A 25,750-nucleotide genomic window follows, 5' to 3' on the forward strand; every position below is an offset into this window, starting at 1 on the left:
CAGGCGCCTCATACCGGTGCCCCGGCCCGCGTGGGGCCTCACCGTGCCCGTCGGAAGAGGACCCGTCAGAAGAGGCCCTCATAGACATCCCACCCCGTGGCGATCTCCTTCCGGGTGGTGAACGAGCCGTTCCCCTTGCCGTCGAGGCGGTACAGGTTTCCGGACGTGTCGCGCGCGATCAGGTCCGCTCTGCCGTCGCCGGGGCTCGTCGCCGGAGGCTTCGCCGTGCTGTTCCTCCTGGTGCTCGTGGTCATGCTCCTTCGGGGCGTCCGGGGTGTGGATGCGCGGCGGCGTTCCTCCCTCTTCCCCTTCGGATGGGCGAACTGGTTCCAGGCATCGGCCAACGCCTCGTAAGCCGTCGCGGGGCCGCGGCCACGCCCCTTGACCCCACCGGCCCGGTACGGTGTGGCGCTCCTGGCCGGAGCCCGCAGCACGGCGACGCTCCTGGGCGGAGCCCGCACCACGTCAGAGCCGTTGTCAGTGGTGGCGGCGACAATCTCCCCATGACCTCACCCCAGCACCTCGACGGCCTCCTCACCCACTTAGGACTCGCGGAGGCCGCCACGTTCACGGCCGTGCGCGGCGGCGACGAGGACGCCGTGATCCGGCTCTTCGGCGGCGATCCCGGACAGGCCCGCCCCATGCGCCTGGAGGACCTGCGCGACCACTACGTCACGAACCTCATCCTGGTCTCCCGGTCGGGCCCGACAGTCGTCGTCGTGGAGAACAACGGCTATCAGGGGTCCCGCGAAGAGGTGCTGCGCCCGCTCTCCCGTCTGGGCCGCACCGCAAGCGCCTACTGGAACGTCAACGCCGTGTCCCGGCTGAGCCTGGCCGAGGACGGACTGATCCAGTCCGTCCTCGACATGGTCGTGCCCGAGGACCCGTTCGGGGCGCGCCCCGACGCCTGGGACCCCCTGCTGGAGGGCCTGGACCTGGCCGACGGCGACGGCTGGGGTGAGGGCCTGACGGCTGTCGAGCGCGCGACGGGCGTGCGCTTCGACGACGCCTGGGTACGCGGCCCGCACCGCGTCGTGGAGATCACACCGGTGCCGGAGTATCTGCTGGGGCAGGGGCTCATCGACTCACCCCTTCTCCAACGGGAGCCCTTCGCCGGTTACCTGGCCGAGCTGGGGCCGGGGTTGCTGGAGCCGATGCGCCGACACGCCCTCCACCTGGCCCTCACCCACGCCGACCTGCGCCACCACCCCCTTGCCACCGCGGCCCTCACAGCGCACACCCTTCCGGCCGCCGCGAGGCAGCGGCTGCGCGACGAGCTCACCGCCGCGCACGACCAAGCGCTCCCCCAGGCCCGCGCGCTGCTGATCGGCGAGCCGAAGGAGTTCGAGCCCGAATGGGAGCGCCCCTCCCACCGCCTCTTCCGGCAGGCCATCGTCTTCGGCGTCCTCGCGCGGTGCGTCGCCGCCCACCTCCCGGCCCCGGCGGACCGGCTCCCGGACGTCCTCAGCTCCCTCACCGCAGCGATGACCGGCGACAGCGAACGCGTGGAGGAGTTCTGGATGCTCGCCCACCTCCACAACGCGGCACGGCGGATGAGCTGAACCGGACATTCAAAGGAGCGGTACGCCAAGGGCCGGCCCTCCTACCGGGCCGCCGCCGACATCCCGGCCCGCGGCTTCCGCCCGGACATGGGCGCGCCCGAACGCGTCGTCATCGTCACCGGCGCCGCATACGCTCACCTCGACGGCCGCAAGCCCCCGCACGTGCTCCAGCTCGCCGAACAGGCCGCGCGCTGGACCTACGAGCAGCACCTCCCCGCGGCTGTGCCGACCCAGCCCGGCGGCGCGCCCGCGCCAGGTGATCGCTTCAGTGACCAGCAGGAGAGAACGTGCAGACCTATGTCAGCCCGCCCGGCATCGCGCTCGGACGGTACGACCTCGCCACCGACGACATCGCCGCCGCCCTGCGTCGGCGCCACCCCGAACTCGCCGGACACCCGGACTTCCACGCCGCGGCCCGCGCGGTGGCCGGGCGGCGCCGCAGACGCACGCACCCGTGCCCCGACGGTCGGGTGCCCGAGCCATACGCGGTGGAAGACCGTCGCGGCGACCTGCGCACGCTGATGCAGCAGGCGTGCCTCCAGGCGCTGCGGCACGCCGGGGTGACCGCGCGGGACGTGGGAGCACTCGTGGTCGTCCAGGATCCGGCTCCCGCAGCGGCCGATCCGTTCCTCGACGGCGACTTGGTGCTCTCCCTCGGCCTGCCGTCCACCACCGCGCGCGTGCCGTTGACCGGCTTATCCAGCACCGGCGCGGTACACGCGCTGATCGTGGCGGAGGACATGGCGCGTACGGGCAGGTCCGTCCTGGTGGTGGCGGCCGGGATCCACCCGCCCCTGACCACGGTCGACTCCGGCTGCGCCACCCCCGCCGCGCTCGCCCGTCAGCTCATGGTCAGCGACGGCGGGGCCGCCGTGGTCGTCAGCGGTGAGGCCCTCGCCGCGCCGGGCCTGGTCATCGACGAGACCTGGCAGTACGCGCAGTGCGACAGCCGCGCCTCCGCGCACGCCGGGGGCTATCGCGCCGAGGACCATCCAGGGCTGGCGGCGCTGCCTTGGCTGCGGCCGGGCCAGGAGCGGCCGGACTTCGCGCTCGTTCACCCCGGCGGCCCGGCGCCGCTGCACTCCCTGGCCGAGGCAAGTTCCCTGCCTGGGCGGGCTCTTGAGCCTTCACTCGCGCGCCTCGCCGATGAGGGTGACCTGGGCGCCGCGTCGGTGCTGCGGATGCTGGCCCGCCTCCACGAGAGCCCGCCCGTCGGCGAGTCCCCGGGTCTGCTCCTCGGCCTGGCCCCGGGCTACCTGGCGGCGGCTTGCCGGGTCCGGTGGACAACCTCAGCCACATCTCAGCGGAATCGGCCGAAGTTGACGCACAAAGGCGCTTCCTGACCGCTTATGTTCACCGTAGCGATCGAGTAACTCACCGTACGTCTGCTCTTGTTGGACGTACGACCACGACGATTCGGGTGATCAGTCTGCAACGCACTTCGCGCCAACGGTCGGCCCCGGCCGCACAGGACCGGAGGGTGACGGCGACCGGCTCGCAGGAGTGCGCCCTGCCGACACCCGCCGAGGCGGCGCAAGAGCGTACTTCCGATTTCCTCGAAATCGCGGCCGGGCGAGGAACAATCGCAGGTCTCCCCTTCCGTATTCGGCTACTGGAACCCCTACCTGCCGCGCACGTACGACGGCTGTCTCGTCACCTTGGATTCCTGGAGAAAGTGAGAGCGAGAAACACGCATGGATAAGCAGAACCCAGGCGTCGCCTGCGAACGGTTACGCCCGGAGCCGACGAGCCCTGAAACCTGTGCTGCCGACGGCCGCCTGGCCGCGCTGGTCCGGGGCATCGCGGAGGTCCTCAGCCAGCGCGGGTACCACGTCGGCCAGGCCATCACGTGCACGGTCGAGGACGGCTTCTTCCCGCAGGTGGTCGTGAAGGTCGACGCCAGCACCTATCTCAACATCTCCTGGCACGAACCCGCCCTCTCCTGCACCTGGCGAGCCACCAGGCTCGTGGCGGGGAGGCAGGAGATGGTGGAGGAACTGAACCTGAACGGCTGCGAGTTCACCGCCGAGGAGATCGTCGAGGCCAGCCTGAGCGCCCTCGCCCTGCCTTCACGGCAGCGGTGGCGGGCTTGATGCGCACCGACCGCTCGCCAGCTGACCCGAGGACCGCGCGCACGTCGGGCGTCCCGGATGCCGGACACATGTCAGCTGCCGCGGGGACCACCACCCCTCAGCTACCGCGAGCACCGGACGCATGTCAGACGTCGGCCCCGGGCCGGTCGGCGCGGTAGACGTAGTGAGTCCAGTCATCGACCGGATGATCCGGTTCCAAGTCCCCGGTCCCGATCCGGCGCAGCCCGGCCCTCTCCAGCGCCCTCCACGAGGCGCGGTTGGCCGCCACCACGGGCACGAGTACGCACGGGGCCGCCGGGTGCGCGGCCCAGGTTCGCCCGACGGCCGAGCGAATCATCGCCGTCCCGATGCCCTGCCCGGTCCGCTGGGGGTCGCCGATCAGGTAGTCGATGGTCATCGCCTCGTCGGGTACGGCGACGACGGCGGCCAGCTCGGTCCGGTAATCGGGGTAGTCGCTCAGGCGTGAACGCTGCACCAGGCCGACCGGACGGCCGTCGAGGAGCGCGAGGAAGTCCTCCGACGGCTCCTCGCCCCGGGCGGCGGGGCCGAAGTCCCGGGCCACCGCCTCCGCCGTGGTCTCGTGGTTCCACCAACGCCGCACGTGCGGCTGCCGCAGCCAGCTCCCGAGCAGCGGAAAGTCCCCCTCGACGACCCGACGCCACGTGATCACCACCAGGCGCTCCTCTCCCACCGCACCACGTCTCCGCACGCTAACGCACTCCCGCCCGCTGTCCCCGAGGTCCCGCTCACCCCCGTCCTCGACGGCCGCCGGCCCGGACCGAACTGTCCGAGAACGGCCTCTTGCTGGCCGCGACGGACTGGATTTGTCAGGATGGCCGCAAACAGGAGTGCGTGTGGAGCGCATACCTGCGAACGTTCTCGCCATCCTGTTGAGCCCATGGCTATCAACCGCCCCTCTGGGCAGCTTCTGTTGCGGTGACACCTGTTCTGGCTCAAAGGAGGCGGTGGTGGAGGGTGAACCTTTCGTGACTCTGGATGAGCCGATAGCAGTGGTAGGCGCGTCCTGCCGCTTGCCGGGCGGGATCAATGGTCTGGACGCGTTATGGACCGCCCTGATGGGAGGGCGTGATCTGGTCGGTGTGGCGCCGCCCGACAGGTTCGACGCCCAGCGGTGGCTATCGGCCAACCCTCGGCGCAGCGGTAAGTCGTACACCGTGGCAGGCGCGTTCCTGGCGGACGTGGCGGGCTTCGACGCCGACTACTTTCAGATTTCCCCGCGCGAAGCAGCCCAGATGGACCCGCAGCACCGGCTGCTCCTGGAGCTCGCGGTGGAGGCCCTGGACGACGCGGGCGCCGTCACCAGATCGCTAGCGGGCACGGACACCGGCGTCTTCGTGTCCGTGGGAGGGCACAGCTACGCGACGCTCCAGGCCATGCGGCCCAAGCTGATGGACAGTCACAGCGCGCTGGGGATCATGACCTCCTTCGCGGCCAACCGCATCTCCTTCCACTTCGATCTCCGCGGGCCGAGCGTGGTCGTGGAGTCCGCGTGCTCGTCCTCTTTGGTGGCACTGCACCAGGCGTGCGAAGCGCTGCACCGGGGGCGGGTCGGCATGGCCGTGGCGGGCGGCGCCAACTTGTTGCTGGCTCCGACCGACTTCGTCGCCTCGTCCCGTGCCACGATGCTGTCCAGACGCGGACGTTCACAGACCTTCTCCGCTGCCGCGGACGGGTACGTGCGTGGCGAGGGCGGCGGCTTGGTGGTGCTCAAACGTCTCGCGGACGCCCTACTCGACGGCGACCGCGTCCACGCGCTCATCCGGGGCACCGCCACCAACAACGACGGCCATACGCCCGGCATTTCCGTACCGGACGCGGGCGCGCAGCGGGCCCTCCTGGAGCAGGTCTATCGCCGTGCGGGCGTCGATCCGGGCGATGTGGTGTACCTGGAGACCCACGGCACGGGCACCCCGGTGGGGGATCCGATCGAGTGCCGGGCGCTGGGGATGGCGATGGGCCGCTCGCGGGGGGTGGCCGATCCGCTGCCGATCGGCTCGATCAAGACCAACGTGGGCCATTTGGAAGGCGCTTCCGGGATCGCGGGTCTGCTCAAGGCGATGCTCGTACTCCGCCACGGGGCGATCCCTGCCTCCCTGCACGCCACTCCCCTCAGCAAAGCGATCGACTTCACCGCTCTGGGGCTCGAACCCGTCCTCACCGCACGCCCTCTTGAGGTGACCGCGCGTTCGCTGGTCGGCGTCAACTCCTTCGGGGCGGGCGGGTCCAACGCCCATGCGATCCTCGCGGCCCCTCCGTCGGCCCCGCCCGCGCCTGCCGAGGCGACCGGGCACGGGGACGTACCGGTCGTCGTCTCGGCGCGCACCCGCGACGCTCTCGCCGAAGCGTCGGAGCGAATGGTGCGGCACCTGGAGGGCCTGGACGAGCGGGACTTCTACCATCTCGCCGCCACGTCGGCCCGGCGCCGCGAGCGGCACCCGTACCGCGCGGTGGTCCTGGCGGGCTCCGCCCGGCAGGCCGCCGGACGGCTGAAGGCGCTGGCGGAGCACTCCCCCGCCTCTCGAGCGGCGGCGACCGCCCGCGGGGTGTCGCGTGGCGAGGTGGCGTTCGCGTTCAGCGGCAATGGCGCTCAGTGGGCGGGTATGGGCGCCGATCTGCTGGACAGCGACGCGGTGTTCGCCGCCGCCGTGGCGCGGGTGGACGCGCTCCTGACACCCGCGCTCGGCTGGTCGGTGGAGCAGGAGCTGCGCGCGGCGAAGGCGGAGAGCTCGGCCGCGACGGAGGTCGCCCAACCATTGCTGTTCACCGTGCAGGTGGCCACGGTGTGCGTGCTGGCCGAGCGGGGTTTCCGGCCCAAGGCGGTGATCGGCCACAGCGTCGGGGAGGTGGCCGCAGCGTGGGCCGCGGGCGCCCTCGACCTGGCCACGGCGTGCCGCGTGGTCGCCGAGCGCAGCCGGGCGCAGGGGCCGACCGCGGGCCTGGGCCGCATGGCCGCCATCGGGGTCGGCGGTGAACAGGCCCGCCGCCTGCTGGCCCCGTACGAAGGGCGCCTGGAGGTCACCGCGTTCAACAGCGATCGCGACCTCACCGTCGGCGGCCCGCTGGACGCGCTGGAGGAGCTGGGCGACGAAGCGGCTCGGCGGGGCGTCTTCTTCCGGCTGCTCGACTTGGACTACGCGTTCCACACGGCGGCGATGGACGGCATCCGTGACGGGCTGCTTGCCGCTCTTGAAGGCGTCGAGGCGCGCGCCACGGACACGGCGTTCGCCTCGACCGTCACGGGCAGCCTCGTCGACACCCGCACGCTGGGCGCCGACTACTGGTGGGACAACGTACGGCAGCCGGTGCGGTTCGCCTCGGCCGTGCAGGAGTTGCTCGCCGCGGGCTGCGACACGTTCGTGGAGGTCGGGCCTCACCACGTCCTGCGGGGTTATCTCACCCGGCTGTGCGCCGCGGTCCCGGGGCAGACGGCCGTCATCCCCACGCTGTTCCGCGACGGCGACGGGCCCGCCGCGCTCGACACCGCACTCGCACATCTGCTGGCCGTCGGCGCCGATGTCGCAGGGGAGGAGTGGTTTCCCCGGCCGGCCCGGGTGGTCGACCTGCCGGCCTACCCCTGGCAGCACGAGCGGCACTGGCACGGAGCCCCCGGCTGGTGGGACCAACGGCTGGCGCTCGGCAGCACCGGACACCCGCTCCTGGGCGAGCGGATACCGGGCCCCGAGCCCGGCTGGGAGTGCGACGTGGAGCCCGAGAGGGTGCCGTGGGCGGGCGACCACACGATCAGCGAGAGCGTGGTCATGCCCGGCATGGCCTTCGCCGAGATGGCCCTGGCCGCGGGCGCCGAGGTGTTCGGCGTGCCCATCGAGGTCCTCGGCCTGCGCATCGACAGCGCGCTGACCCTTCCCTGGCAGGACGACGCGATGGACGTACGGCTGCGCACCAGCTTCAGTCCCGACGACGGTGTGACGCAGATCAGCAGCACCGACGGCGACGGTTCCAGCTGGCAGGCCCACGCGCGCGCCCAGGTCCGGCGTCTCCTGCGGCCCCGTCCCGGCCCCCTGGCCCCCGCGCCCTCGCCCGAGACCAGCGCCGGGAAGCGGGCAGCCGAGGCTCACTACGCCCGCTGCGCCGAGGCAGGCCTGTCCTACGGCCCGCTCCTGCGCGTCCTGCACGACCTGCGGGCCACGGCGGACACCGTCACGGCCCGCTACGCGCTGCCGCCGTGCGACGACACCGCCTTCCACGCCCACCCGGTCGTCATGGACGCCGCGCTCCAGGCCGCGCTGGCGCTGCTGCCCGACGACGGCCGTATCTACGTGCCCGTGTCCGCCGGTGCCATCCGATGCTGGGACGCCCCGGACGCCGTCGGCCTCATCGACGTACGGGCGCGGGCGGTCACCTCCGACGAAGGCGTCGTGGACGTCACGGTGACCGACCTCCGTGGCGCGGTCGCCCTGGAGATGACCGAGGTACGGCTGAAGGCGCTGGACGAGCGGAGCCGTCGGCCCACGGAGTACTACACCACCGAGCTGCGCGCGGTGCCGCTGGCCGCCGTCCCCGCCCCGGCCATCGCGGCGTCCGAGCTCGCGCGGGCGACCCGCGCCGAACGGCAGGCCCTGCCGCGCGGGTGGCGGGACAGCCGGGAGAACGGCCTGGCCGCCAGGACCGGCGAACTCAGCGGCCACTTCTTCGCCCAGGCCGTGCAGGACATGCTGCCCGGTGAGCAGGAGTTCAGCCTCGGCCGACTGCTGGCAGCGGGGCTGCGGCCCGACAGGCAGCTGTGGGTCCGCTCACTGGCCCGGATGGCCTGCGACGCCGGCGTCATGACGGCCCTCGGCGGTGGCGCGGAGAACCCCAGCTGGCGGCTCGTCGCGCCGCCGCGCCCCGCGGCCGTCCTCCAGAAGACGACGGCCGACTTCCCGGCCGAGGCCGCCTTCCTGACCCTGTGCACCCTGTGCGGCAGCCATCTGGCACCCATGCTCCGCGGTGACCTCGACCCGGTGGACCTCATGTTCAACGGCGCCGACCGGGACCTCATCGAGCAGGTGTACAGCTCCACCGTCCCCTCCCGCCCGGCCCGGCAGAACGCCGGGATCTACCTGCGCGCGTTCCTGGCGCGATGGCCCGCCGACCGGCCGCTCCACGTGCTGGAGGTCGGCGGCGGCACGGGAGGCACCACCGCGTCCCTCCTCCCGCTGCTGCCGCCCGAGCGCACCCGGTACGTCTTCACCGACGTGTCGGCCGGGTTCTTCACCCGCGCCCAGGAGCGCTTCACCGCGTACGACTTCGTGGAGTACCGCACGCTGGACATCACCGCCGACCCCGTGGCGCAGGGCTTCGCCGAGGGCGAGTTCGACCTGGTGATCGCCGCCAACGTCCTGCACGTCGCACCGCGCCTCACCCAGGCGCTCCACCACGTGGCCTCGCTGCTCGGCGACCGGGGAGCCCTGCTGGCCGTGGAGGCGAGCGATCCCCGCCTCGACGACCTGTGCTTCGGCGGGTTCGACGGCTTCTGGCAGTTCACCGACGCGCCGCTGCGCACCCAGAGCTGCCTGCTGACCGCCGACCAGTGGATGCCGCTGCTCGCCGAGTGCGGCTTCACCGACGCCACGTACGCCACCCAGGACCTCGATGTCGACGACGCCGACGACAGCGTCATCCTCGCCACCCGCACGGCCCTTGATACGACATCTGTCACGGCGACACCCGTCGTGCGGAGCGCCGCGCGGTGGCTCGTCGTCGCGGAGCGCCCTGAGGCGGAGCTCACTGGTCGGCTCGTCGACGCCCTGCGGGTGTCCGGGAGCCCGGAGGTGGCGGTCGTCTCCGCGGGTGACAGCTCGCGTGTGGAGTGGCCGTGGTCGGACGGTGAGCGCTCGTCCGGTGTCGTCGTGCTTCTTGACGAGGTGGCCTCGGGAGCGTGGGCGGGCGAGTCGCCGCGGTGGGTCGGGGGGCCGCCGCAGAGCGGGGAGCCGCCACAAGATGAGGTGCCGCCCCGGGACGAGGAGCCGTCCTGGGTCGGGCAGCCGCCGCGCCCTGCCTCGCCCGACCAGGAGCTCGTCTCCTCGCCGGACCAGGACCTCATCGACCCCATGCTCCGGCGGGCCGCCATGCTGAGGGATCTGGTCGCCGCCCGGCACCGCGACCCCTCCCCCGACCCGCTGCCCCTCGTCGTCGTCACCCGTCCCAGCGGGGCCCTGCCCGCCCCCGAACGCCCCCTCGTGCCCTCGGACGCGGCCGTGTGGGGCATGGCGCGCAGTCTGGCCAACGAAGAGCCTTCTCTGCGGATCCGGCGCGTCTCTCTGGACCGCGGCAGCGACGCCGCCCACGACGCCGCGCGGCTGGCTCAAGTCATCAACGCGGACACGGCGGAGGACGAGCTCGTCCTGACGCGCGGTGGCTGCTTCGCCCCGCGCACGACGGCCCGGCTGCCCACTGCTCCCGCTGCGGCGAGCGGTCCGTACCGCCTTCACGCCGAGCGGGGCGGCGGGGCGGCGGCCCTGTCGTGGATCCAGGACACGGAAGGCGCCCCCGCCTCCGGCCGTGGCACTGGCCCCGGCCCCGGCCCCGGCCCCGGCCCCGGCCAGATCGTGATCGCCGTGGAAGCCGCCGCCCTCAACTACCACGACGTCATGACCGTCACCGGCTTGATCACCGAAGACGCCGACACGCCCGGCTTCGAGCACGACCGCGTGGGCCTGGAGTGCGCGGGAACCGTCACCGGAGTCGGAACCGGGGTGACCGGCTTCGCCCCGGGTGACCGCGTGTTCGCCTTCACCACCACCTCGATCGCCTCCCGGATGACGACGCCCGCCCACCTGGCGGGCCACATCCCCGACGGCATGAGCTTCGCCGAAGCCGCGACGCTCCCCATCGCCTTCGCCACCGTCCACTACAGCCTCACCGACCGCGCGAACCTACAGCCAGGCGAAACGGTCCTGGTCCACGGCGGCGCGGGCGGCATCGGCCTGGCCGTGCTGCAACACGCGCAGCACGTCGGCGCCCAGGTCATCGCCACGGCGGGCACCCCCGCCAAACGCCGTCTCCTCCGCCACCTCGGGGTGACACACGTCCTCGACTCGCGCGGCCCGGACTTCGCCGAACAGGTCCACCGGCTCACCGACGACGAGGGAGTCGACGTGGTCGTCAACTCCCTGACCGGCGAAGCCGCTGCCCGCAGCCTCGAACTCCTGCGCCCCGGCGGCAGGTTCGTGGAACTCGGCAAACGCGGCTTCCAGGACAACAGCCGCCTGCTGCTCAAGGCCCTCGCCGCCAACTGCAGCTATCTGGCCGTCGACATCCTCAAGATCGTCGCAGGACCGCTGCGCCGGGCCCGGCGCCTCACGGAAGCCGTCAGCGATCTCGTCCGCCGCGGCGCCTACCGGCCGCTCCCGCACAGCATCCATCCCGCGGCACAGCTACAGGAGGCGTTCACCCTCTTCCAGCACTCCCGCCACGTCGGCAAGGTCGTCCTGTCCCTCGAAGAACGCCCGCCGGTCCGCTCCGCGCCCGCCCCGCTCCGCCTGAACCCCCACGGCACCTACCTGATCACCGGCGGCCTCAACGGCTTCGGCGCCGCCACTGCCCGCCATCTCGCCACCCTGGGGGCCCGGCACCTCACCCTCGTCGGCCGCCGCGGCGACAGCACCCGCGAATCCGCGGCCCTCCTCACCGACCTGCGCGCCCAGGGCGTCGACGTCAGCGTCCACGCGGCCGACGTCACCGACGCCGCGGCCCTCCGCACCGTCATCGACTCCGCTCCCCTGCGGCTGCGCGGTGTCGTCCACGCCGCGATGGAACTCAACGACACCCTTCTCAGGGACTCGACCGACGCGGCCTTCCGCGCCGCGCTGCCCGCCAAGGCCAAGGGCGCGCATCTCCTGGACACCCTCACCCGCCGCCACGACCTCGACCTCTTCGTCCTCTACAGCTCCACCAGCTCCCTGCTCGGCTGGCCCGGCCAGGCCAACTACAACGCGGCCAACGTCTACACCGAAGCCCTGGCCCGCGCCCGCCGCGAGGTCGGCCTGCCCGCCCTCGCCGTCGGCTGGGGCGCCATCACCCAGGTCGGTTACGCCGCCCGTACCTACACGGACGAATACCTGGGCAGGCAGATCACCACCCCGCTGACCCCCACCGCGGCCCTCGAATCCCTCGCGCTCCTCACCCACTCCACCGTCGACGTCGCCACCGTCGTCGCCCACGTCGACTGGCACCGGGTGCGCACCGCCACCGTCGCAGGCGACGTCCCCCGCCACGCCCACGTCCTCGCGGCCGTCCCCGAGCACACCGACGACTCCCACACCCTGCGCGAACAGATCACCGCACTCGACCCCCCACAGGCCGAAACCCTCGTGCGCGACACCCTCACCGAACTCCTCGCACGGCTCCTGCGCACCCCCACCGAACGCATCGACCAGTCCATCGCCCTCAAGAACCTCGGCATCGACTCCCTGCTCGCCACCGAACTCACCACCACCATCCGCCGCAACCTCAACTGCGAACTCGCTACGGTGGCAGTCATCAACGCCACCGGCACGGACCACTTGGCGCGCATCCTGCTTCCCCAGCTCATGGCCCCCAACGGCGCCCGCAGAGAAGTGGATTCCTAGAGCGTGCCTCTTTGCTCGTGGGCTGCCCTCCGGCCACGGATAAGTTTCTCGCTGCCCTGAACGGCGCGGCCGACGCCCCTGACAAGGGCGATGGCCTCAAGGGTTCGGCGGTAGCGGTCGGCCCACCGTCGTTCCAGGGCCGGATCGGTCAGCATCCATGGCGCGATCCGGTCAAGCGCGAGCCGCCGACCGTCACATGGGTGGGGCGCCCGTAGCCCACGGAGCGCCCAACCTGCGCCTTCCCCTTGGAGCCCTTCCTGGCTGACGCCAGCGTCGCCGACTTGGGTGTACAGCTGGGGGCAGCGCCCAGCCAGCAGTCCACGTGGCCGCCGCCGCACTCACGGTCGGAGCACGCCTGATCCACGTACGGTACTCGGCCAACTGGTTGCCGCCCGGGGTGCGCTGGATGCGAGCGTGCTGGTGGCAGCGGAGCGTCGCCTCAGTGGCCCGCCGGGCCCCCTTGATGTGCGTCTGGTGGGGCTGGAGACCCGGCGAGTCGTGGCGAGGCCCTTCGGCACGCACCAACTCCCCTCCACACAAGCCGCATTCGGCGTACCAGGCCATCTGGTCAACTGTCAGGGCACGGTGTGTCAGTAGCCAAGACCATCGCGCCCCGCCACGTCACGCCGCACGCCAAGGATGGCCGAAGCTCGCTTCCCCACTTGAGTTGGTACGCACGCGCATCTTGCGGCCAGAGGGATAAGGGGGAGTAATGATGGGTGCACCGGCGCCCCCGCGCGCACCGGGCGGGGCTCACCACCCTCCTCGGACTCGATGACGGCTGCGCACACGCGCTCGCCACCGCCGCGGAACGGGACCGGCACGTGCCGGTGTGGGCATCACGACACCACGGCACGACGGGACCACCGCATCACGGGGCGTCGGCACCACGGGACCACGACCACCAGCACGCACCGTCCCGATCACCAAGAGCCACCGCACCCAGCCCTCTTCGGACGGCACGCACAGCAACGTCACTCGTAACCGGCCACGTGAACCGGCGGCACAGACCATGAGGGGGACGACACGCATGGCATCAGGACAATCCCCACCCCGCAGCACCCGGCGGAGGCGGCGCACCGCCCTCAGCCCCCTGCTCCGGGGCCCCGGCCGACGTCGTATCCAACTCCCCCGCGATGCGGCCGAGCGCCCCGGAGCAGGGCTTGTGGCAGCCCGCAGGAAGCCGAGCCGTGTCCGCCAAGCTTGACTCGCACCCGGCGCGGGACGACGAGGCCCTGCGGCACGTGCTCGAAGACGCCTCGATGGGCCGGTGGGAAGGGCCGCGGGACGTGCTCGTCGCCACCGGGTCGGACTGGGACCGAAGGATCTTCCGCCTTCAGGTTCTCGCCGAGGCCGGGGCGCGCCTGAGGTTCGCCGACACCTGGGCGGAGGCCGAGCCGCGCTCTCCGCACGCCCTCGCCCTGCTCGCGAACGTGCAGGCCCTGCGCGCGATGATCGCAGGACATGACGAGGGCCGAACCCAGATGGAAGAGGCCTGGGCCACCTGCCGGACCGCCCTGGAGGTGTGGCCGCAGGACGTGGCGCCCCTGGTCGTCATGCTCGCGCTGCTGCGCACCCACGCCCCTGACCGCGACACCCTCAACCACGTGTGGTCGGAGATCAAGCGACGCGATCCGTGGAACCGCGAGGCACACCACGAGGTCGTCACCTACCTCTTCCCCCGCCACCACGGCGCTCAGGGCGAGGCCATGTGGTGGGCCGAGGAGCAGGTGGCCCTCGCTCCCCAAGGCCTGCCCCTCGCGGTCCTGCCGCTGGTGGTCCTGGCCGAGGCGCACCGCTGTCGGCAGGAGCAGAACCAGGGCGCGTACGGTCTGGTGATCCACCCCTGGGCCGACTGCCCCCAGGCCGAGCACGCCCTGGAGCGCTGGTGGCGCCACCGGACGCCGCAGCCGCACGCCTGCTTCGCCGACGACGCCAACTACCTGGCACACGCCCTGTCGTTCGCGAACCGACACGGCGAGGCCCGCGAGGTCTTCGACGCGATCGGCCCGTACGCCACACACGTCCCCTGGTCCTACTGCGGCCGCGCCCGCGAGCTGTTCCTGCGCCACCGCAGCTGGGCCTACAGCCCGCCCCGGCGGCGAAAGCGCCCCTGAGAGCGGAGCCGCTCCCCAGCACCCTGAGAGCGGAGCCGCTCCCCGCACGTCATCACCATCGACCCGCGCACGAGTCACCCAGGAGTCACACAGGAAGGGAAGGGCACCCAGTGCCTCTCGATGTATCCCGCGTCTCCGACGAGGAGCGCCTCAAGCAGCTCGGCTACCGCCAGACGCTGTCGCGCTCCATGTCCGGCCGCGCCAACTTCGGCGTCAGCTTCACCATCATCTCGATCCTGTCGGGCTGTATGACGCTGTACGGCTACGGCATGAACACCGGCGGCCCCGCCGTCATCATGTGGGGCTGGCTCTTCGTCGGCCTGATGACCCTGTTCGTCGGCCTGTCCATGGCCGAGGTCTGCTCCTCCTACCCGACCAGCGCGGGCCTGTACTTCTGGGCCCACCGCATGGGCCCGCCCCGCACCGCCGCGGCCTGGGCGTGGTTCACCGGCTGGTTCAACACCCTGGGCCAGATCGCGGTCACCGCGGGCATCGACTTCGGAGCCGCCACCTTCCTCAACGCCCTGCTCGACCTGCAATTCGGGTACGCCGCCACTCCCGGGCACACCATCACCCTGTTCGCCGCGATCCTGGTCCTGCACGGCGTACTGAACACCTTCGGCGTACGCATCGTCGCCTTCCTCAACGAGCTCTCCATCTGGTGGCACATCGGCGGCGTCATGCTCATCTGCGGCGCCCTGGTCCTCGTCCCCGACCACCACCAGTCCATCCGCTTCGTCTTCGGCGAGTCCGTCAACAACACCGGCTTCACCTCCAGCCTCTACGTCGTGGCCATCGGACTGCTCATGGCCCAGTACACCTTCACCGGCTACGACGCCTCCGCCCACATGACCGAGGAGACCATCGACGCCGCCACCGCGGGCCCCAAGGGCATCGTCCGCTCGATCCTCGTCTCCCTGGCGGCCGGGTTCGTCCTGCTCTTCGGCTTCACCTACGCCATCCAGTCCTACTCCGGCGCCCTCGACTCCGACACCGGCGTACCCCCGGCACAGATCCTCATGGACGCCCTCGGCGCGGCCACCGGAAAATGGCTCCTCGTCGTCATCATCGTCGCCCAGCTCTTCTGCGGCATGGCCTCGGTCACCGCCAACTCCCGCATGATCTACGCCTTCTCCCGCGACGGAGCCCTGCCCTACTCCCGGATCTGGCACAAGCTCCACCCCGGCACCCGCACCCCCACCAACGCCGTCTGGCTCGCCACCGGCGGCGCCTTCTGCCTGGGCCTGCCCTACCTGTGGAACAGCACCGCCTACGCCGCCGTCACCTCCATCGCCACCATCGGCCTGTACATCGCCTACGTCATCCCCACCTACCTGCGACTGCGCCAGGGCGACCGCTTCGAACGCGGCCCCTGGCACCTCGGCTCCTGGTCCACCATCATCGGCACCGTCGCCGTCGCCTGGGTCCTGGTCATCACCGTGCTCTTCATGCTCCCCCAGGCCTCCCCCGTCACCGCCAAAACCTTCAACTACGCCCCCATCGCCGTCGGCGTCGTCATCGCCTTCTGCGCCGCCTGGTGGCTGGCCTCGGCCCGCAAGTGGTTTCTCAACCCGCACCATCCGCGCAACCGCGCCCCGCACCAGGTGCACGTGGTCGAGCAGGAGGCGAGCCGCCCTTGACACCTACGCCCGCGCGGCCCCACGTCGCCGGGTCGTAGACGCGCAGAAGGGGCACCGCCTTGAGGGCCTGGCGGTCTGCCACGCCGCCAGCCGCGCAAGGTGATCCGCTGCCGCCCGGGCGCCAGGGAAGTTTCGAGGTCGATGCCGAGGGTGGCGGACCACGATCTTCTTGCCCGCGTGGATGCCGTGTGTCCGGGCGGGGACGGAGGTGGAGGTCTTGACGCTCTGCGCGTCGATCACGCGGGCAGAGGGGTGGCGCATCTTGCCTTCCTGCCGGCGCACCAACTCTGGGTCAAGACCCTCTCCGCCGCGCGCTGTTCCCGTACGGCAAGCTGCTGCTCGCCCAGTGCTGGCGAGGGGCGGCTGTCGACGGGGGCGGCGGTGTCGCTGCTGGTCGCGGCGGCCTTGTGGGGGCTGCGCGGCGGCTGCCTGGGACGCCTCACTCGCGACGAGCCGGGCCCCGGGCGGCGCTCAGCGCGCGGCTGCGGCGCCAGGGGCGGCGGTGTGCTGGTCGAGGCCGCCGAGGATGAGGGCGAGGCCCGCCTCGAACGCCACTTCGTGATCGAGTGCGGGAACGTCGTCGGGCAGGTCCCCGGGGTTCGGGGTTCCGGCGTCGGCCTGTTCCTCCAGTACGCAGCCGACGGTGAAGCGGCCGGAGGCCAGCATCGCCATCTGCGCGTGCCGCTCGGGCACGCCGGAGGTGACGAGGAAGGCCATCTTGCGGCGGATGCGGTCCAGGTCGCCGGTCGGGGTGCTGCCGGCGTGCAGGCGGGCACCATCGCGGCGCATCAGCAGGGTGCGGCGGAAACTGCGGGAGTTGTCCAGGAACCAGGTGCGCCAGTCGTCCCCGGGCTGGGGCAGGGGTGCGGTGGCATGCGGGGCCATGGCCGCCTCCGCCATCGCGGCCAGCAGGTCCTTCTTGGTCTTGAAGTGGTAGTAGAGCGACGGCTGCTCCACGCCCAGGCGCTTGGCCAGCCGCCGGGTGCTGACGGTTTCCAGCCCTACGTCGTCCAGCAGGTCGAGCGCCTCGGCGACGACGGTCTCACGGTTCATCTTGGTCACGTTGAAGATCTATCGGTGATAGAAGACTCTGGAAAGGGAAAATCAATCACCGATAGATTGTGGAGTGGGTCATGGCGGGCAACAACGTGAAGCGGTCGCTGCGGATCCTGGTGGCGGGCGGCGGTGTCGCCGGGCAGGCGCTGGCCTTCTGGCTTTCGCGTGGCGGCCATGAGGTGACGGTCGTCGAGCGGTTCCCGGCGCTGCGGGCCTCGGGGGCGCAGGTGGACCTGCGCGGGCAGGGCATCGACGCGGTGGCGCGGATGGGGCTGCTGGAAGAGGTGCGCGGTCAGCTGGTGGACGAGGCCGGGGTGGCGTTCGTGGACTCCCGGGGCAGGCCGAAGGCGACGATCATGGCGAACACCTCCGGCAAGGGCCGCCAGACGCTGACCTCGGAGTACGAGATCATGCGGGGTGACCTGGTGCGCATCCTGCACGAGGCGACGAAGGACGACGCCGAATTCGTCCTCGGCAAGAGCGTCGACGGCTTCGACCAGCACACCGACAAGGTCACCGCGCACTTCTCGGACGGGACGTCGGGCGAGTACGACGTGCTGATCGGCGCCGACGGACAGGGCTCGCGCTTACGCCGGGCGCTGCTGCCCGAGGGCTTCGACCCGTACTGGCGGGTGGGCATCCACATGGCGTACTGGTTCGTGCCGCGCATCGCCTCCGACACCAGCATCCGCGACACCTGCATGGTCCCGGGCGGCCGGCAGATCATGCGGCGCAGCCACAACGCGACCGAGACGCAGGTGTACTTCGTGATGCGCGAGGACTCCCCGGAAGCCTCCGCGATCCACCGCGCGCCGATCGAGGAGCAGCAGAAGTTCTGGGCCGGGCGGTTCGGGGATGCGGGGTGGCAGACCGAGCGGTTCGTCAAGGGCATGAAGGACAGCCCGTTCTTCTATTCCCAGGAGATCGCCCAGGTGCGCATCGACAGCTGGTCCCGGGGCCGGGTGGTCCTGGCCGGTGACGCCGCGCACTGCGCCTCCCCCTACAGCGGCATGGGGATCTCCGGCGGCCTGGTGGGTGCGTATGTCCTGGCCGGGGAGATCAACCGCAGCCCGGGCGACCTGACGGGGGCACTGGCGAACTACGAGCACGTCCTGCGCCCGTTCGTCGACGAGATCCAGGGCGAGGTCAACCCGAAGATCCTGCGGGTGGGCATGCCGCTGAACAAGCACGCCATCACCGCCTTTCAGAACGTCACGGCGCTGGCCTGCTTCCTGCGCATCCCCGACCTGGTCGCCCGCATGTCGAAGCAGGACCGCGGCGGCGACTGGCAGCTTCCCGCCTACGCCGACGCCTCCTGATCCGGTCCGCTCCGCACGGCGGTGTCGTGAGCGGTGGGCTGCGCAGTCAGCAGCGCACAGACGCGCTCGTCGGGCAGATCGAGGTGCGGTTGGGGCAGGCCGAGGGTGTCGAGCCAGTGCGCCGACGGCTCCCAGGCCACCGGCTCGTCGGTGAAGTGACGACGAACGCGCTGTCGGCGGAACAGGCTTCGCACCGCGCTGATATTGAGAGTGCGCACAGGCCAGGGAGGATGACACAGTCGCTGCCGTGACCTTGATGAACGTGCTCGTCGACTTCGCCCAAACCGGCCGGGTCGGCGCGCTTCACTGCGGAATGCCCCTGTCCGAGGCTGAAGACCTCCTCGGCCGGGGGCGCCCGCACCCTGCCCACATCATGAAGGGGCCCGACATCGACGGCTACCCCTACTCCTGGGACGGGCTGCAACTGGTGGTCACGCAGCGGGCCGTCAGCGGCATCTCGGTCAACCTCTGGCCTGGTTCGACCGCCAAACTCCCGCCGCTCGTCCTGCCCGATTCTGAGTCGTTCGAGGCCACCGTGCTCCGCGAGGAACTGGTCACTGCCCTCGAAACCGCAGGCTGCCACCACGAGGTCAACCCTGCCTTGACCTTCAGCGAGCAGTCGAGCATCCTCACCCGGCCAGCCGGGGTCTGCGCCGTCTTCATCCTGCCTGGCCGGGACCACCACGTCCCGCACCGCAGTCGGCACTACCTCGACGTGATGCACAAGCACATCGCCTGACATCGCTGACTCCACAGAAAGGGCGGGAAGTCGTGCTGGGATAACCGCGGCGCCCAGCCATGCCCCGGGCATACCGACCGCGGTCGCGTGCGCCCAGGCGTGCGTCACCGGCCGTGGAAGCGCGGCGCGGACCGGGGCGTCCTGGAACGAGCATGCGTCTCGTCGTCGTACCGGGCCGACTCGATGAGCTGCGGCCGGGGTACCGCCCGGGCGGCCAGGTCCCGGTTCAGCAGCGCACACGCGGGAGGAAGGGACCGGTAGTGCTCGTCGTTCGGGGTGGCGAGGGTGTCGACCAGTTCCGGCAGGATCAGAGGCAGCATGAGGGCTGTCCCGTAGTGCGTCAGGGTGACCGCATGTCGGATCAAGGCGAGCTTACGGATCCGGCCGAGGCGGGCGACGGGAGGCCGGGGCGGGGCCAGCGTGTCCTGGAGACGGCCGTGCCGGAAGAGCAGCACACCGCCGGTCTGGCGGAGGACACCTCGCGTGCAGGCGTCCTCCAGGAACTCCATCGGCCGCCAGGGAAGTCGGCCAGTCACGGCCAGCCAGCTCCTGGCGACGGTGAACCGTCCCCATGCCGACACGGCGATCCCGTACAGCAGGAGTGCCGCTGTCGCACTGAGGGAGCTCAGCAGCCAGTCCCCGGCGTTGACGATGTCGTAGTCCGACGGCGGCGCCGCCCCGTCCGGGAGGGTGCGTTCGTTCAGGAACAGGGTCAGCGGTGCGAGCAGGCACACGGCCGCGGCGGCGGCCCGGCGGGGTGCGGTGAAGGCGCGGGTGCCGGGGAGGGCCAGCGTCACCCCGCGGTCCACGCGCAGCAGGGCGCGGGGGCCTGGCGCCAGGGAGCGGTCGGCGACGTCCTGGAAGGCCGAGCCACCCGCGAGCAGCAGCAGCGGGATGGCCATGTGGAAGGCCGTCCACAGGAGCGTGGCGGTCTCGTTCAGGGCGGTGAAGGTCACGATGAACTCGAGGGGGACGGGCAGGGCTGTCCTTCGCAGGAAGGGCAGCAGCCAGCCGCGCTTCGTGAGCGCCCACGGCGCGGCGATCTCCGAGGCGGCGTCGATGACGACAAGGCCGGCGAAGGGCACCACCAGGGCGATCAGCGGGACGGTGGCGAGCCCGAACGGGGCCTCGAAGGGCCGCGCGATACCGACGGGCACCAGTGCCACTACGGCCAGCACCATGGCCGCGGCCGCGGCGACGCCGCGCACGATCCAGGGCACGGCGAGCGGCAGGCGCCACCAGGTCACCTCCCCGGCTTCCAGGTCCCTGGCGTGCGCGGCGAGGAACGCGAGCCAGCGGTGGGCGTCCTTGGCGTCCCAGCGGCAGCCGGGGCTCGCGGCGGCGAGGGAGGGGTCGTAGGCGGCGGGGACGAACTGGGCGAGGAGATGGGTCTCGATGGCATGGCGGTCGCTGCAGCGCCGGGGGTCGAGCAGTTCCCCCGGGTCCCGGCCGGTGTCGCTGTATGCCTTGCGGGCCAGCGCGGCCATCAGCGGGGTGGCCAGGGCCTCGGTGAGGACACGGGTCCGCGCCGCGTGCCGCGGGTCGTCGGCGGGCGCGGTGAGCGCGTGATCCCACGAGGTGGTCGTGCGCCGCCTGTTCCCCGGCCGGGGCCGGGTGGTGCGCCGGAGGTAGCCGGTCAGGTCGGCCGCGGTGAGGGGCCGCATGCGGATGGCGGCCGAACCGGTGAGCGGACGGCTCGCGCGTGTGGCGTCGCGGTACTCCGTCGCACGGCTCGTGAGGACGGCCCGGGCGGCCCGGTCGAGGGTGGCGTTCAACGTGGTCAAGGCGCGCGGCCGTACGGCCTCGGGGAGTTCGTCGAAGCCGTCGAGCACCGGTAGCAGCCGGCCGGTGCGCAGCAGCTCACGGCAGAGGTCGCGGGCGGAGGCGGTGCCGGTGCCCAGCCCCGCGTGCCGACGGCCGAGCGCGTCGGCCGCCCACTCCCACAGATCCGGCTCGGCGTCCGGCCGCCATGAGGCGAGGGGCAGGATCACCGGGACCTTCTCGCCGGGCTTGCGGCGCTCGAGGAGGTCGAGGGCGAGACGGACCACGAGGACCGACTTTCCCGTACCCGCCTGGCCGAGGACCACGAGCCGGCCGGACGGCACTCGGTCGAAGACGTCGGCGATCTCCTCGAATCGGCCGGCGAGCGGGACGGGTCCGCCGCCGGTGATGTTCTCCCAGTGGTCGGTCAGCTCGTCGGGGGCCGCGCTCCAGCGAACGGGAATCGGCGCCGGGTCCTGCAACCGGCGCAGCCGCTCCGCACGCAGCAGTTGCTCGCGTTCGGCCGCAGCGAGCCGCTCGGCCGCCGCGTTCAGCTCCGGTCCGGAGCGGTCGCCCCACAGCACCCGGGACCGACGGTGCCGCACCAGCGAGGCGGGCGCCTGCCAGACGCCGAACATCACGAGTACCACGCACAGGAAGCCGAGCAACAGGCCGTACACCGAAGCTCGTTGGCCGCCGGTGTCGACGGCGACCGCGAACAGCACCACACCCGCCGCCGACGAGCAGCACGCGAGCACCAGCTTCCCCACGAGCCAGCGGCCGGTGAGCGGGTCACCTCCCGGCCGGCCGGCGCTCGGGCCGAGCGGCGGGGCGGCGAGGGCTGGGGCCTGGGAGCCGTGGCCCAGCGGTCGACGTGCGCGAGTCGTCCGCCGGACGCACGGACCGCCCCGGCTGCGGGCATCAGCGACACCCTCGCGCTGGGCCTCATCAAGCTGATCTCGGGGAAACGGTGTGGTGGGCACGGGCGGGTCGGTAGCGTCGCGGCCATGCTGAGTGCCGACGAGCCGCTGCTGAACGACCTGAAGGATGAGCAGGTCCAGAAGCTCCCGGGTGAGACCGCCTCGGGCGGCAGCAGGGCCAAGGGCCTGACGGTGCGTCACCCGGCGAGAACGTCGGCGGACAGTACCCGAGGCACCCTCCTCGGTCGGCACTCATGCGAAACGTCGCGCGTGGCCCAGAGTCCCCACTTCCCAGGAGCCCGTCTTGCACGTACCCACATACGTCACCGCCGTCTGTGCCGCCGCAGCAGCGACGGTCCTGGCCACCTCCGCGTCCGCGGCAGCGAAGACCGGCCCTCAGCAGGACAACTTCCTTCCCGCCCTCGGTCATTCCATACGCCACCTCGACATCGATCCACCGGGCGCCAACGACTGGAACTGCCGTCCCAGCGCCGCCCACCCGCGTCCGGTCGTCCTGGTACACGGCACCTATGAGAACCGCTACAACAACTGGGCCCGGATGTCCCCCGAGTTGAAGGCCCAGGGCTACTGCGTCTACGCCCTCGACTACGGCGACACCGACGACGCCGGAGTGGGACTCGCTCCCACCGTCAAGGGCTACGGAGACATCAAGAAGTCCTCCTTGGAACTGGCCGCCTTCGTGGACAAGGTGCTCGCAGCCAGTGGCTCCGGTCAGGTGGACCTCGTAGGCCACTCCCAGGGCGGAACCCTGGCCCGCTGGTACCTCAAGGCCGACGGAGGCGCCAACACGACCGACCCCTCGAAGAACAAGGTCAAGAAGGTCGTCCAACTCGCCGCGACCAACCACGGCACCACCCTCAGCGGCATCGAGACCCTCGCCGACGAGCTCCACATACTGGGACTCGGGGAGAAACCCTTCGGGAAGGCAGGCATCCAGCAGTACGAGAAATCCGACTTCATCAAAGAGCTCAACGCCGACGGCGACACCGTCCCCGGGGTCGAGTACACCGTGATCGGCACGAAGTACGACGAGATCAGCACCCCTTGGCAGAACACGTTCATGACGGCGGGCCCCGGAGCGACGGTGCGGAACATCACCTTGCAGGAAGGATGCTTCATCGACTTCTCCGCCCATCTGAGCATGTCGTACAGCCCGCGTGCGATCGGACTGGTCAAACGGGCCCTGGACCCCTCAGCCCCGGTGGCCCCCTGCGTGCCGAGGGCGCCCGCCTGGTGATTCTGCGGGCGTGCCGTGGACGCTGCCGCGGGCCGTGCGCGTCGCGGAGGCCGGGGCTGACCCGGATGTCCCTGGTGGGGCGGGGCTCTACTGCCGGGTGGCGATGCGGGCCATCGCGTGGCGCAGCACGCTCCAGGACAGGTCGGAGTAGGTGGTGAAGCTCTTCTCGGTGTGGTCGTGCTCGTCGATGTATGTGAAGACGTCGCGGGAGAGGACGGCCGGTACGTGTTCTTCGACGGAGGTTTCGTTTTCGTTGAGGTAGACGTGGAAGCTGGCGGCGAAGTCACCGGTGTCGTTCAGCAGCGCAGCGGGGTGCGGGCCGCCGTCGAGAGGGCAGTGGACCTTGTGGACGGCGTAGTACTTTTTGGACAGCCAGGCGCACATGCCCGGGGTGAGAGTCCCCAGACCGCGTTTGTCCGCCTCCCATGCCAGCCGGTCATAGGACATGACATCGATCCGGCCGGTCAGGCACAAGATGATGCCGGTGGTGTCACCGTGGGAGTGGATGGGCGAGTAGTGCTGGGCCGGCCAGATCTCCAGCACCGCAGGAGATCCGAAATCCGCACTCCAGGCATCGGCGGGGGCATCGCCGCGGTCGATGGCGAGATCGTCGTACGCGCCGCGGCCGGTGCAGGCCACCCGGATGTAGGGCGGGTGCGTGGAGTCGATGGCGGCCTTCTTGATGAGGATCTCCCTCAGCAGCCCCGCACCCCCCGGAGCGGGATCCTCGCCCGGCCTTCCAGGTGGCCGGGCCGGAGGCGCAAGAAGGGCACGGATGGCCTGCACCTCCCAGGTCGCCAAGCGCACATGGGCGGCCTTGCGCACCAGGTCCATCACGGTCGGCGGCACGAGCAGCTGGCGCACGTACTCGTCGAAGGACGAAGGCTGCTCCACCGTCAGCGAAGGCACCAGCAGCTCCGCCTTGACCCGTAGTTCCTTCTCCTCGACGGAGGTGATGTAGAAGGGGGGCCTTGGGTGGTCGCCGCCAACCGGCGGGGGCAGGACGTCGGACAAAGGCGTGTGGTCGTTTTCGGTCATGCCGGGCATGCTCCCTGGCCTGCGTCACCGCTACGTCACCGCTGCGTCACCCCCCTTTCCGGCCGCAACCGGCGCAGACAGGACGTATGGGCGGCGCCGGCGAGAAGGCTGCCACCGCGGTGCGTTCAGTTCGAGCGCGCGCGGGACGACGCGGGCGAGGGTGTCCTGGACGCGGTAGCGCACAGCGCGTGGGCGAGAATCGCCTCCAGGTCGGCGCGGTCGTCGAGGCTGTGGGCGATCCGCTCGATCGCGGCCATCGCGTACTCGGTCTCCCCGCACCAGGCGGAGGCGTTCGGGCTCGGGTGCCCGCCGTCGAGGAGCACTCGCTCGACCAGGGCGTCGGCGGCCTCCAGGTGACCGGCCGCCCTCAACAGCCGGAACCGGGCCAGGCCTGTGGTCAGCACCGCGTCCAGGGGGGCGCCCAGGGCCGAGGCCCTCACCAGAAGCTCTGCGGACAACTCGACGTCGTTCAGCGTGACCTGCTCGTCGGCGTGGCTCAGGCCGTCGCTCAGCGTGGAGACCAGCGCCACCGCCGATCCCTCGCCCGCGCCACCGCCGACTCCCCGGCCGCGCCGCCGTCCGTGCGCCCGGCCGTGACGTCGCACACCGACGCGGTGCGCAGCGCTGCACGAGTGGGGATTGTTGCCGTTCTACCAGGACCGCGTACGGTCACCCGGGTGTGCAGATCGTTCGTCGGGTGGCGGTCACCGCCCGGGAAGCTGAGGAGTGCGATGAGTTCGTGGAAGGCCACGCTGGACGCGGCGGGCATCGAAAGTCCCCAGCTGCGGGCGGACTTCACCCGCCTGCGCCGTGTGGTCTCGCGCTACCGGCGCCACCAGTACCTGGCTGTCCGCCTGCTGCTGCCCAAGCCCATCGTCCCGCACGTGATCGCCGCGACCGTCTTCATGCACCACACCGACACCATCCTCGACCGGGAAGGGCCGGTGGAGGAGCGGGCCGCCGCCTTCGAGCGGTGGGAGGAGCTGGTGCGCGACGCCCTGACGGCCCAGCGGAGCGACCACCCCGTGCTGCGCCCCCTCCTGCACACGTGCGGGACACATCCCCGGCTCGAACACCACATCAAGGAGTTCCTCGACGCCGGGCGGGTGGACCTGGAGTTCGCCGGGTTCACCGGGGAAGAGGACTACCAGCACTACATCGACGCCTACTCCCTGCCCGCGTTCATGCTCGTGGCCGGCCTGCTCGTGCCCGACCCGGACGAGGTCGGCTACCGCAGCGCCTGCCGTCGGTTCATCGACGGCAGCCAGCGCCTCGACTTCGCCACCGACCTGGCCGAGGACCTGCGAGCCGGGCGGCTGAACATCCCCGCGGAGACACTGGAACGGCACGGGGTGACGCGTGCCGACCTCGAGTCGCAGCGGGACTCGGCAGGGGTTCGCTCGCTGCTGGAGGAGCTGATCCGCCAAGCGCGGACGAGTCTCGCCGAGAGCCACGCGCTGGTGACGTGCTTGCCCGAGGCCCACCGTCCGATGGGCAGGGCACTCATCGGCATGGAGGAACTGACGGCCGACGCCGCCAGGCGCAAGGGAGCACACCTGCTGAGCTCCTCGGCGCGCGCCTCCATTCCGGCGGCACTGCGTCTGCTGGCCCGCGAGTACCGGCGCCGGAGCTGACCCTGCCGGGCCGTGGCGGCGG

The 25,750-nt window shown here is 71.4% G+C and carries 17 protein-coding genes and 1 pseudogene; 10 read left to right on the top strand and 8 right to left on the bottom strand.

Translation table 11 applies throughout. The features are described 5' to 3' along the window. Positions 1 to 65 precede the first annotated feature (65 nt). A complete protein-coding gene (locus tag MQV74_RS01910; protein WP_242714244.1) occupies positions 66 to 254 on the bottom strand; it encodes a hypothetical protein in 189 nt (62 codons plus the stop codon). 249 nt (positions 255 to 503) lie between these two features. On the opposite strand from MQV74_RS01910, the gene MQV74_RS01915 reads away from it, so the two are divergent. The 3 genes from MQV74_RS01915 (at position 504) to MQV74_RS01925 (ending at position 3,655) form a co-directional block, all read left to right on the top strand. Then, a complete protein-coding gene (locus MQV74_RS01915) occupies positions 504 to 1,562 on the top strand; it encodes a DUF6461 domain-containing protein (protein WP_242714245.1) in 1,059 nt (352 codons plus the stop codon). A gap of 287 nt (positions 1,563 to 1,849) precedes the next feature. Then, positions 1,850 to 2,905, top strand: a complete 1,056-nt coding sequence (locus MQV74_RS01920; RefSeq protein ID WP_242714246.1) for a hypothetical protein — start codon at positions 1,850 to 1,852, stop codon at positions 2,903 to 2,905. A 351-nt stretch (positions 2,906 to 3,256) separates the two neighbouring features. Continuing rightward, positions 3,257 to 3,655 carry a hypothetical protein gene (locus MQV74_RS01925; protein WP_242714247.1) on the top strand — a complete coding sequence of 133 codons (399 nt, stop codon included), beginning with the start codon at positions 3,257 to 3,259 and terminating at the stop codon, positions 3,653 to 3,655. Between the two features lie 124 nt (positions 3,656 to 3,779). Here MQV74_RS01925 and MQV74_RS01930 read toward each other — a convergent pair whose 3' ends face one another. Continuing rightward, positions 3,780 to 4,325 (bottom strand): GNAT family N-acetyltransferase, encoded by a 546-nt coding sequence (locus tag MQV74_RS01930; RefSeq protein WP_242728478.1) that lies wholly within the window; start codon positions 4,323 to 4,325, stop codon positions 3,780 to 3,782. A 340-nt stretch (positions 4,326 to 4,665) separates the two neighbouring features. Between MQV74_RS01930 and MQV74_RS01935 the strand changes: the two genes are divergently transcribed. The 3 genes from MQV74_RS01935 to MQV74_RS01945 all read left to right on the top strand — a co-directional run bounded on the left by MQV74_RS01935 (position 4,666) and on the right by MQV74_RS01945 (position 16,003). Next, positions 4,666 to 12,246 carry a type I polyketide synthase gene (locus MQV74_RS01935; RefSeq protein ID WP_242728479.1) on the top strand — a complete coding sequence of 2,527 codons (7,581 nt, stop codon included), beginning with the start codon at positions 4,666 to 4,668 and terminating at the stop codon, positions 12,244 to 12,246. 1,190 nt (positions 12,247 to 13,436) lie between these two features. Then, entirely contained in the window at positions 13,437 to 14,363 is a 927-nt protein-coding gene (locus tag MQV74_RS01940) for a hypothetical protein (protein WP_242714248.1), read from the top strand. 110 nt (positions 14,364 to 14,473) lie between these two features. Continuing rightward, positions 14,474 to 16,003 (top strand): amino acid permease, encoded by a 1,530-nt coding sequence (locus tag MQV74_RS01945; protein WP_242714249.1) that lies wholly within the window; start codon positions 14,474 to 14,476, stop codon positions 16,001 to 16,003. A gap of 153 nt (positions 16,004 to 16,156) precedes the next feature. On the opposite strand, the pseudogene MQV74_RS01950 reads toward MQV74_RS01945, so the two are convergent. Continuing rightward, positions 16,157 to 16,303: pseudogene (locus tag MQV74_RS01950) on the bottom strand (IS5 family transposase); the annotation flags it as partial. A gap of 171 nt (positions 16,304 to 16,474) precedes the next feature. Beyond that, positions 16,475 to 17,056, bottom strand: coding sequence for a TetR/AcrR family transcriptional regulator C-terminal domain-containing protein (locus MQV74_RS01955; RefSeq protein ID WP_242714250.1), 582 nt, complete (start codon positions 17,054 to 17,056; stop codon positions 16,475 to 16,477). An 80-nt stretch (positions 17,057 to 17,136) separates the two neighbouring features. Between MQV74_RS01955 and MQV74_RS01960 the strand changes: the two genes are divergently transcribed. Further along, the gene (locus MQV74_RS01960) at positions 17,137 to 18,378 is read left to right on the top strand and encodes an FAD-dependent monooxygenase (RefSeq protein ID WP_242714251.1); all 1,242 of its coding nucleotides are present in this window, start codon (positions 17,137 to 17,139) and stop codon (positions 18,376 to 18,378) included. Here the strand turns inward: MQV74_RS01960 and MQV74_RS01965 are convergent. Next, positions 18,360 to 18,572 (bottom strand): hypothetical protein, encoded by a 213-nt coding sequence (locus MQV74_RS01965; RefSeq protein WP_242714252.1) that lies wholly within the window; start codon positions 18,570 to 18,572, stop codon positions 18,360 to 18,362. The two genes, MQV74_RS01960 and MQV74_RS01965, sit on opposite strands and share 19 nt — an antisense overlap. A gap of 62 nt (positions 18,573 to 18,634) precedes the next feature. Here MQV74_RS01965 and MQV74_RS01970 point away from each other — a divergent pair, with 62 nt between their 5' ends. Next, entirely contained in the window at positions 18,635 to 19,117 is a 483-nt protein-coding gene (locus MQV74_RS01970; RefSeq protein WP_242728480.1) for a hypothetical protein, read from the top strand. Between the two features lie 104 nt (positions 19,118 to 19,221). On the opposite strand, the gene MQV74_RS01975 is transcribed toward MQV74_RS01970, so the two are convergent. After that, positions 19,222 to 21,648, bottom strand: coding sequence for an NACHT domain-containing protein (locus MQV74_RS01975; RefSeq protein WP_242714253.1), 2,427 nt, complete (start codon positions 21,646 to 21,648; stop codon positions 19,222 to 19,224). Positions 21,649 to 22,102: 454 nt separating this feature from the next. Here MQV74_RS01975 and MQV74_RS01980 point away from each other — a divergent pair, with 454 nt between their 5' ends. Further along, positions 22,103 to 23,056, top strand: a complete 954-nt coding sequence (locus MQV74_RS01980; protein ID WP_242714254.1) for an esterase/lipase family protein — start codon at positions 22,103 to 22,105, stop codon at positions 23,054 to 23,056. Between the two features lie 87 nt (positions 23,057 to 23,143). Here the strand turns inward: MQV74_RS01980 and MQV74_RS01985 are convergent, their stop codons facing one another. Beyond that, on the bottom strand, positions 23,144 to 24,094 hold the full coding sequence (locus tag MQV74_RS01985; protein WP_242714255.1) for a hypothetical protein: 951 nt from the start codon (positions 24,092 to 24,094) through the stop codon (positions 23,144 to 23,146). A 125-nt stretch (positions 24,095 to 24,219) separates the two neighbouring features. Further along, positions 24,220 to 24,624 carry a hypothetical protein gene (locus MQV74_RS01990; protein ID WP_242714256.1) on the bottom strand — a complete coding sequence of 135 codons (405 nt, stop codon included), beginning with the start codon at positions 24,622 to 24,624 and terminating at the stop codon, positions 24,220 to 24,222. Between the two features lie 201 nt (positions 24,625 to 24,825). On the opposite strand from MQV74_RS01990, the gene MQV74_RS01995 reads away from it, so the two are divergent. Further along, positions 24,826 to 25,728 (top strand): phytoene/squalene synthase family protein, encoded by a 903-nt coding sequence (locus MQV74_RS01995; RefSeq protein WP_242714257.1) that lies wholly within the window; start codon positions 24,826 to 24,828, stop codon positions 25,726 to 25,728. The last annotated feature ends 22 nt before the right edge of the window (positions 25,729 to 25,750 follow it).

It is taken from the genome of Streptomyces sp. AN091965 (assembly GCF_022698285.1).
Taxonomy (GTDB): Bacteria; Actinomycetota; Actinomycetes; order Streptomycetales; family Streptomycetaceae; genus Streptomyces.

What these genes read in the sequence shown, in the direction of transcription:
- MQV74_RS01910 (WP_242714244.1), bottom strand. Translation starts at nt 254, where the DNA reads ATGACCACGAGCACCAGGAGGAACAGCACGGCGAAGCCTCCGGCGACG.
- MQV74_RS01915 (WP_242714245.1), top strand. Translation starts at nt 504, where the DNA reads ATGACCTCACCCCAGCACCTCGACGGCCTCCTCACCCACTTAGGACTC.
- MQV74_RS01925 (WP_242714247.1), top strand. Translation starts at nt 3,257, where the DNA reads ATGGATAAGCAGAACCCAGGCGTCGCCTGCGAACGGTTACGCCCGGAG.
- MQV74_RS01955 (WP_242714250.1), bottom strand. Translation starts at nt 17,056, where the DNA reads ATGAACCGTGAGACCGTCGTCGCCGAGGCGCTCGACCTGCTGGACGAC.
- MQV74_RS01960 (WP_242714251.1), top strand. Translation starts at nt 17,137, where the DNA reads ATGGCGGGCAACAACGTGAAGCGGTCGCTGCGGATCCTGGTGGCGGGC.
- MQV74_RS01970 (WP_242728480.1), top strand. Translation starts at nt 18,635, where the DNA reads ATGAACGTGCTCGTCGACTTCGCCCAAACCGGCCGGGTCGGCGCGCTT.
- MQV74_RS01985 (WP_242714255.1), bottom strand. Translation starts at nt 24,094, where the DNA reads ATGACCGAAAACGACCACACGCCTTTGTCCGACGTCCTGCCCCCGCCG.
- MQV74_RS01995 (WP_242714257.1), top strand. Translation starts at nt 24,826, where the DNA reads ATGAGTTCGTGGAAGGCCACGCTGGACGCGGCGGGCATCGAAAGTCCC.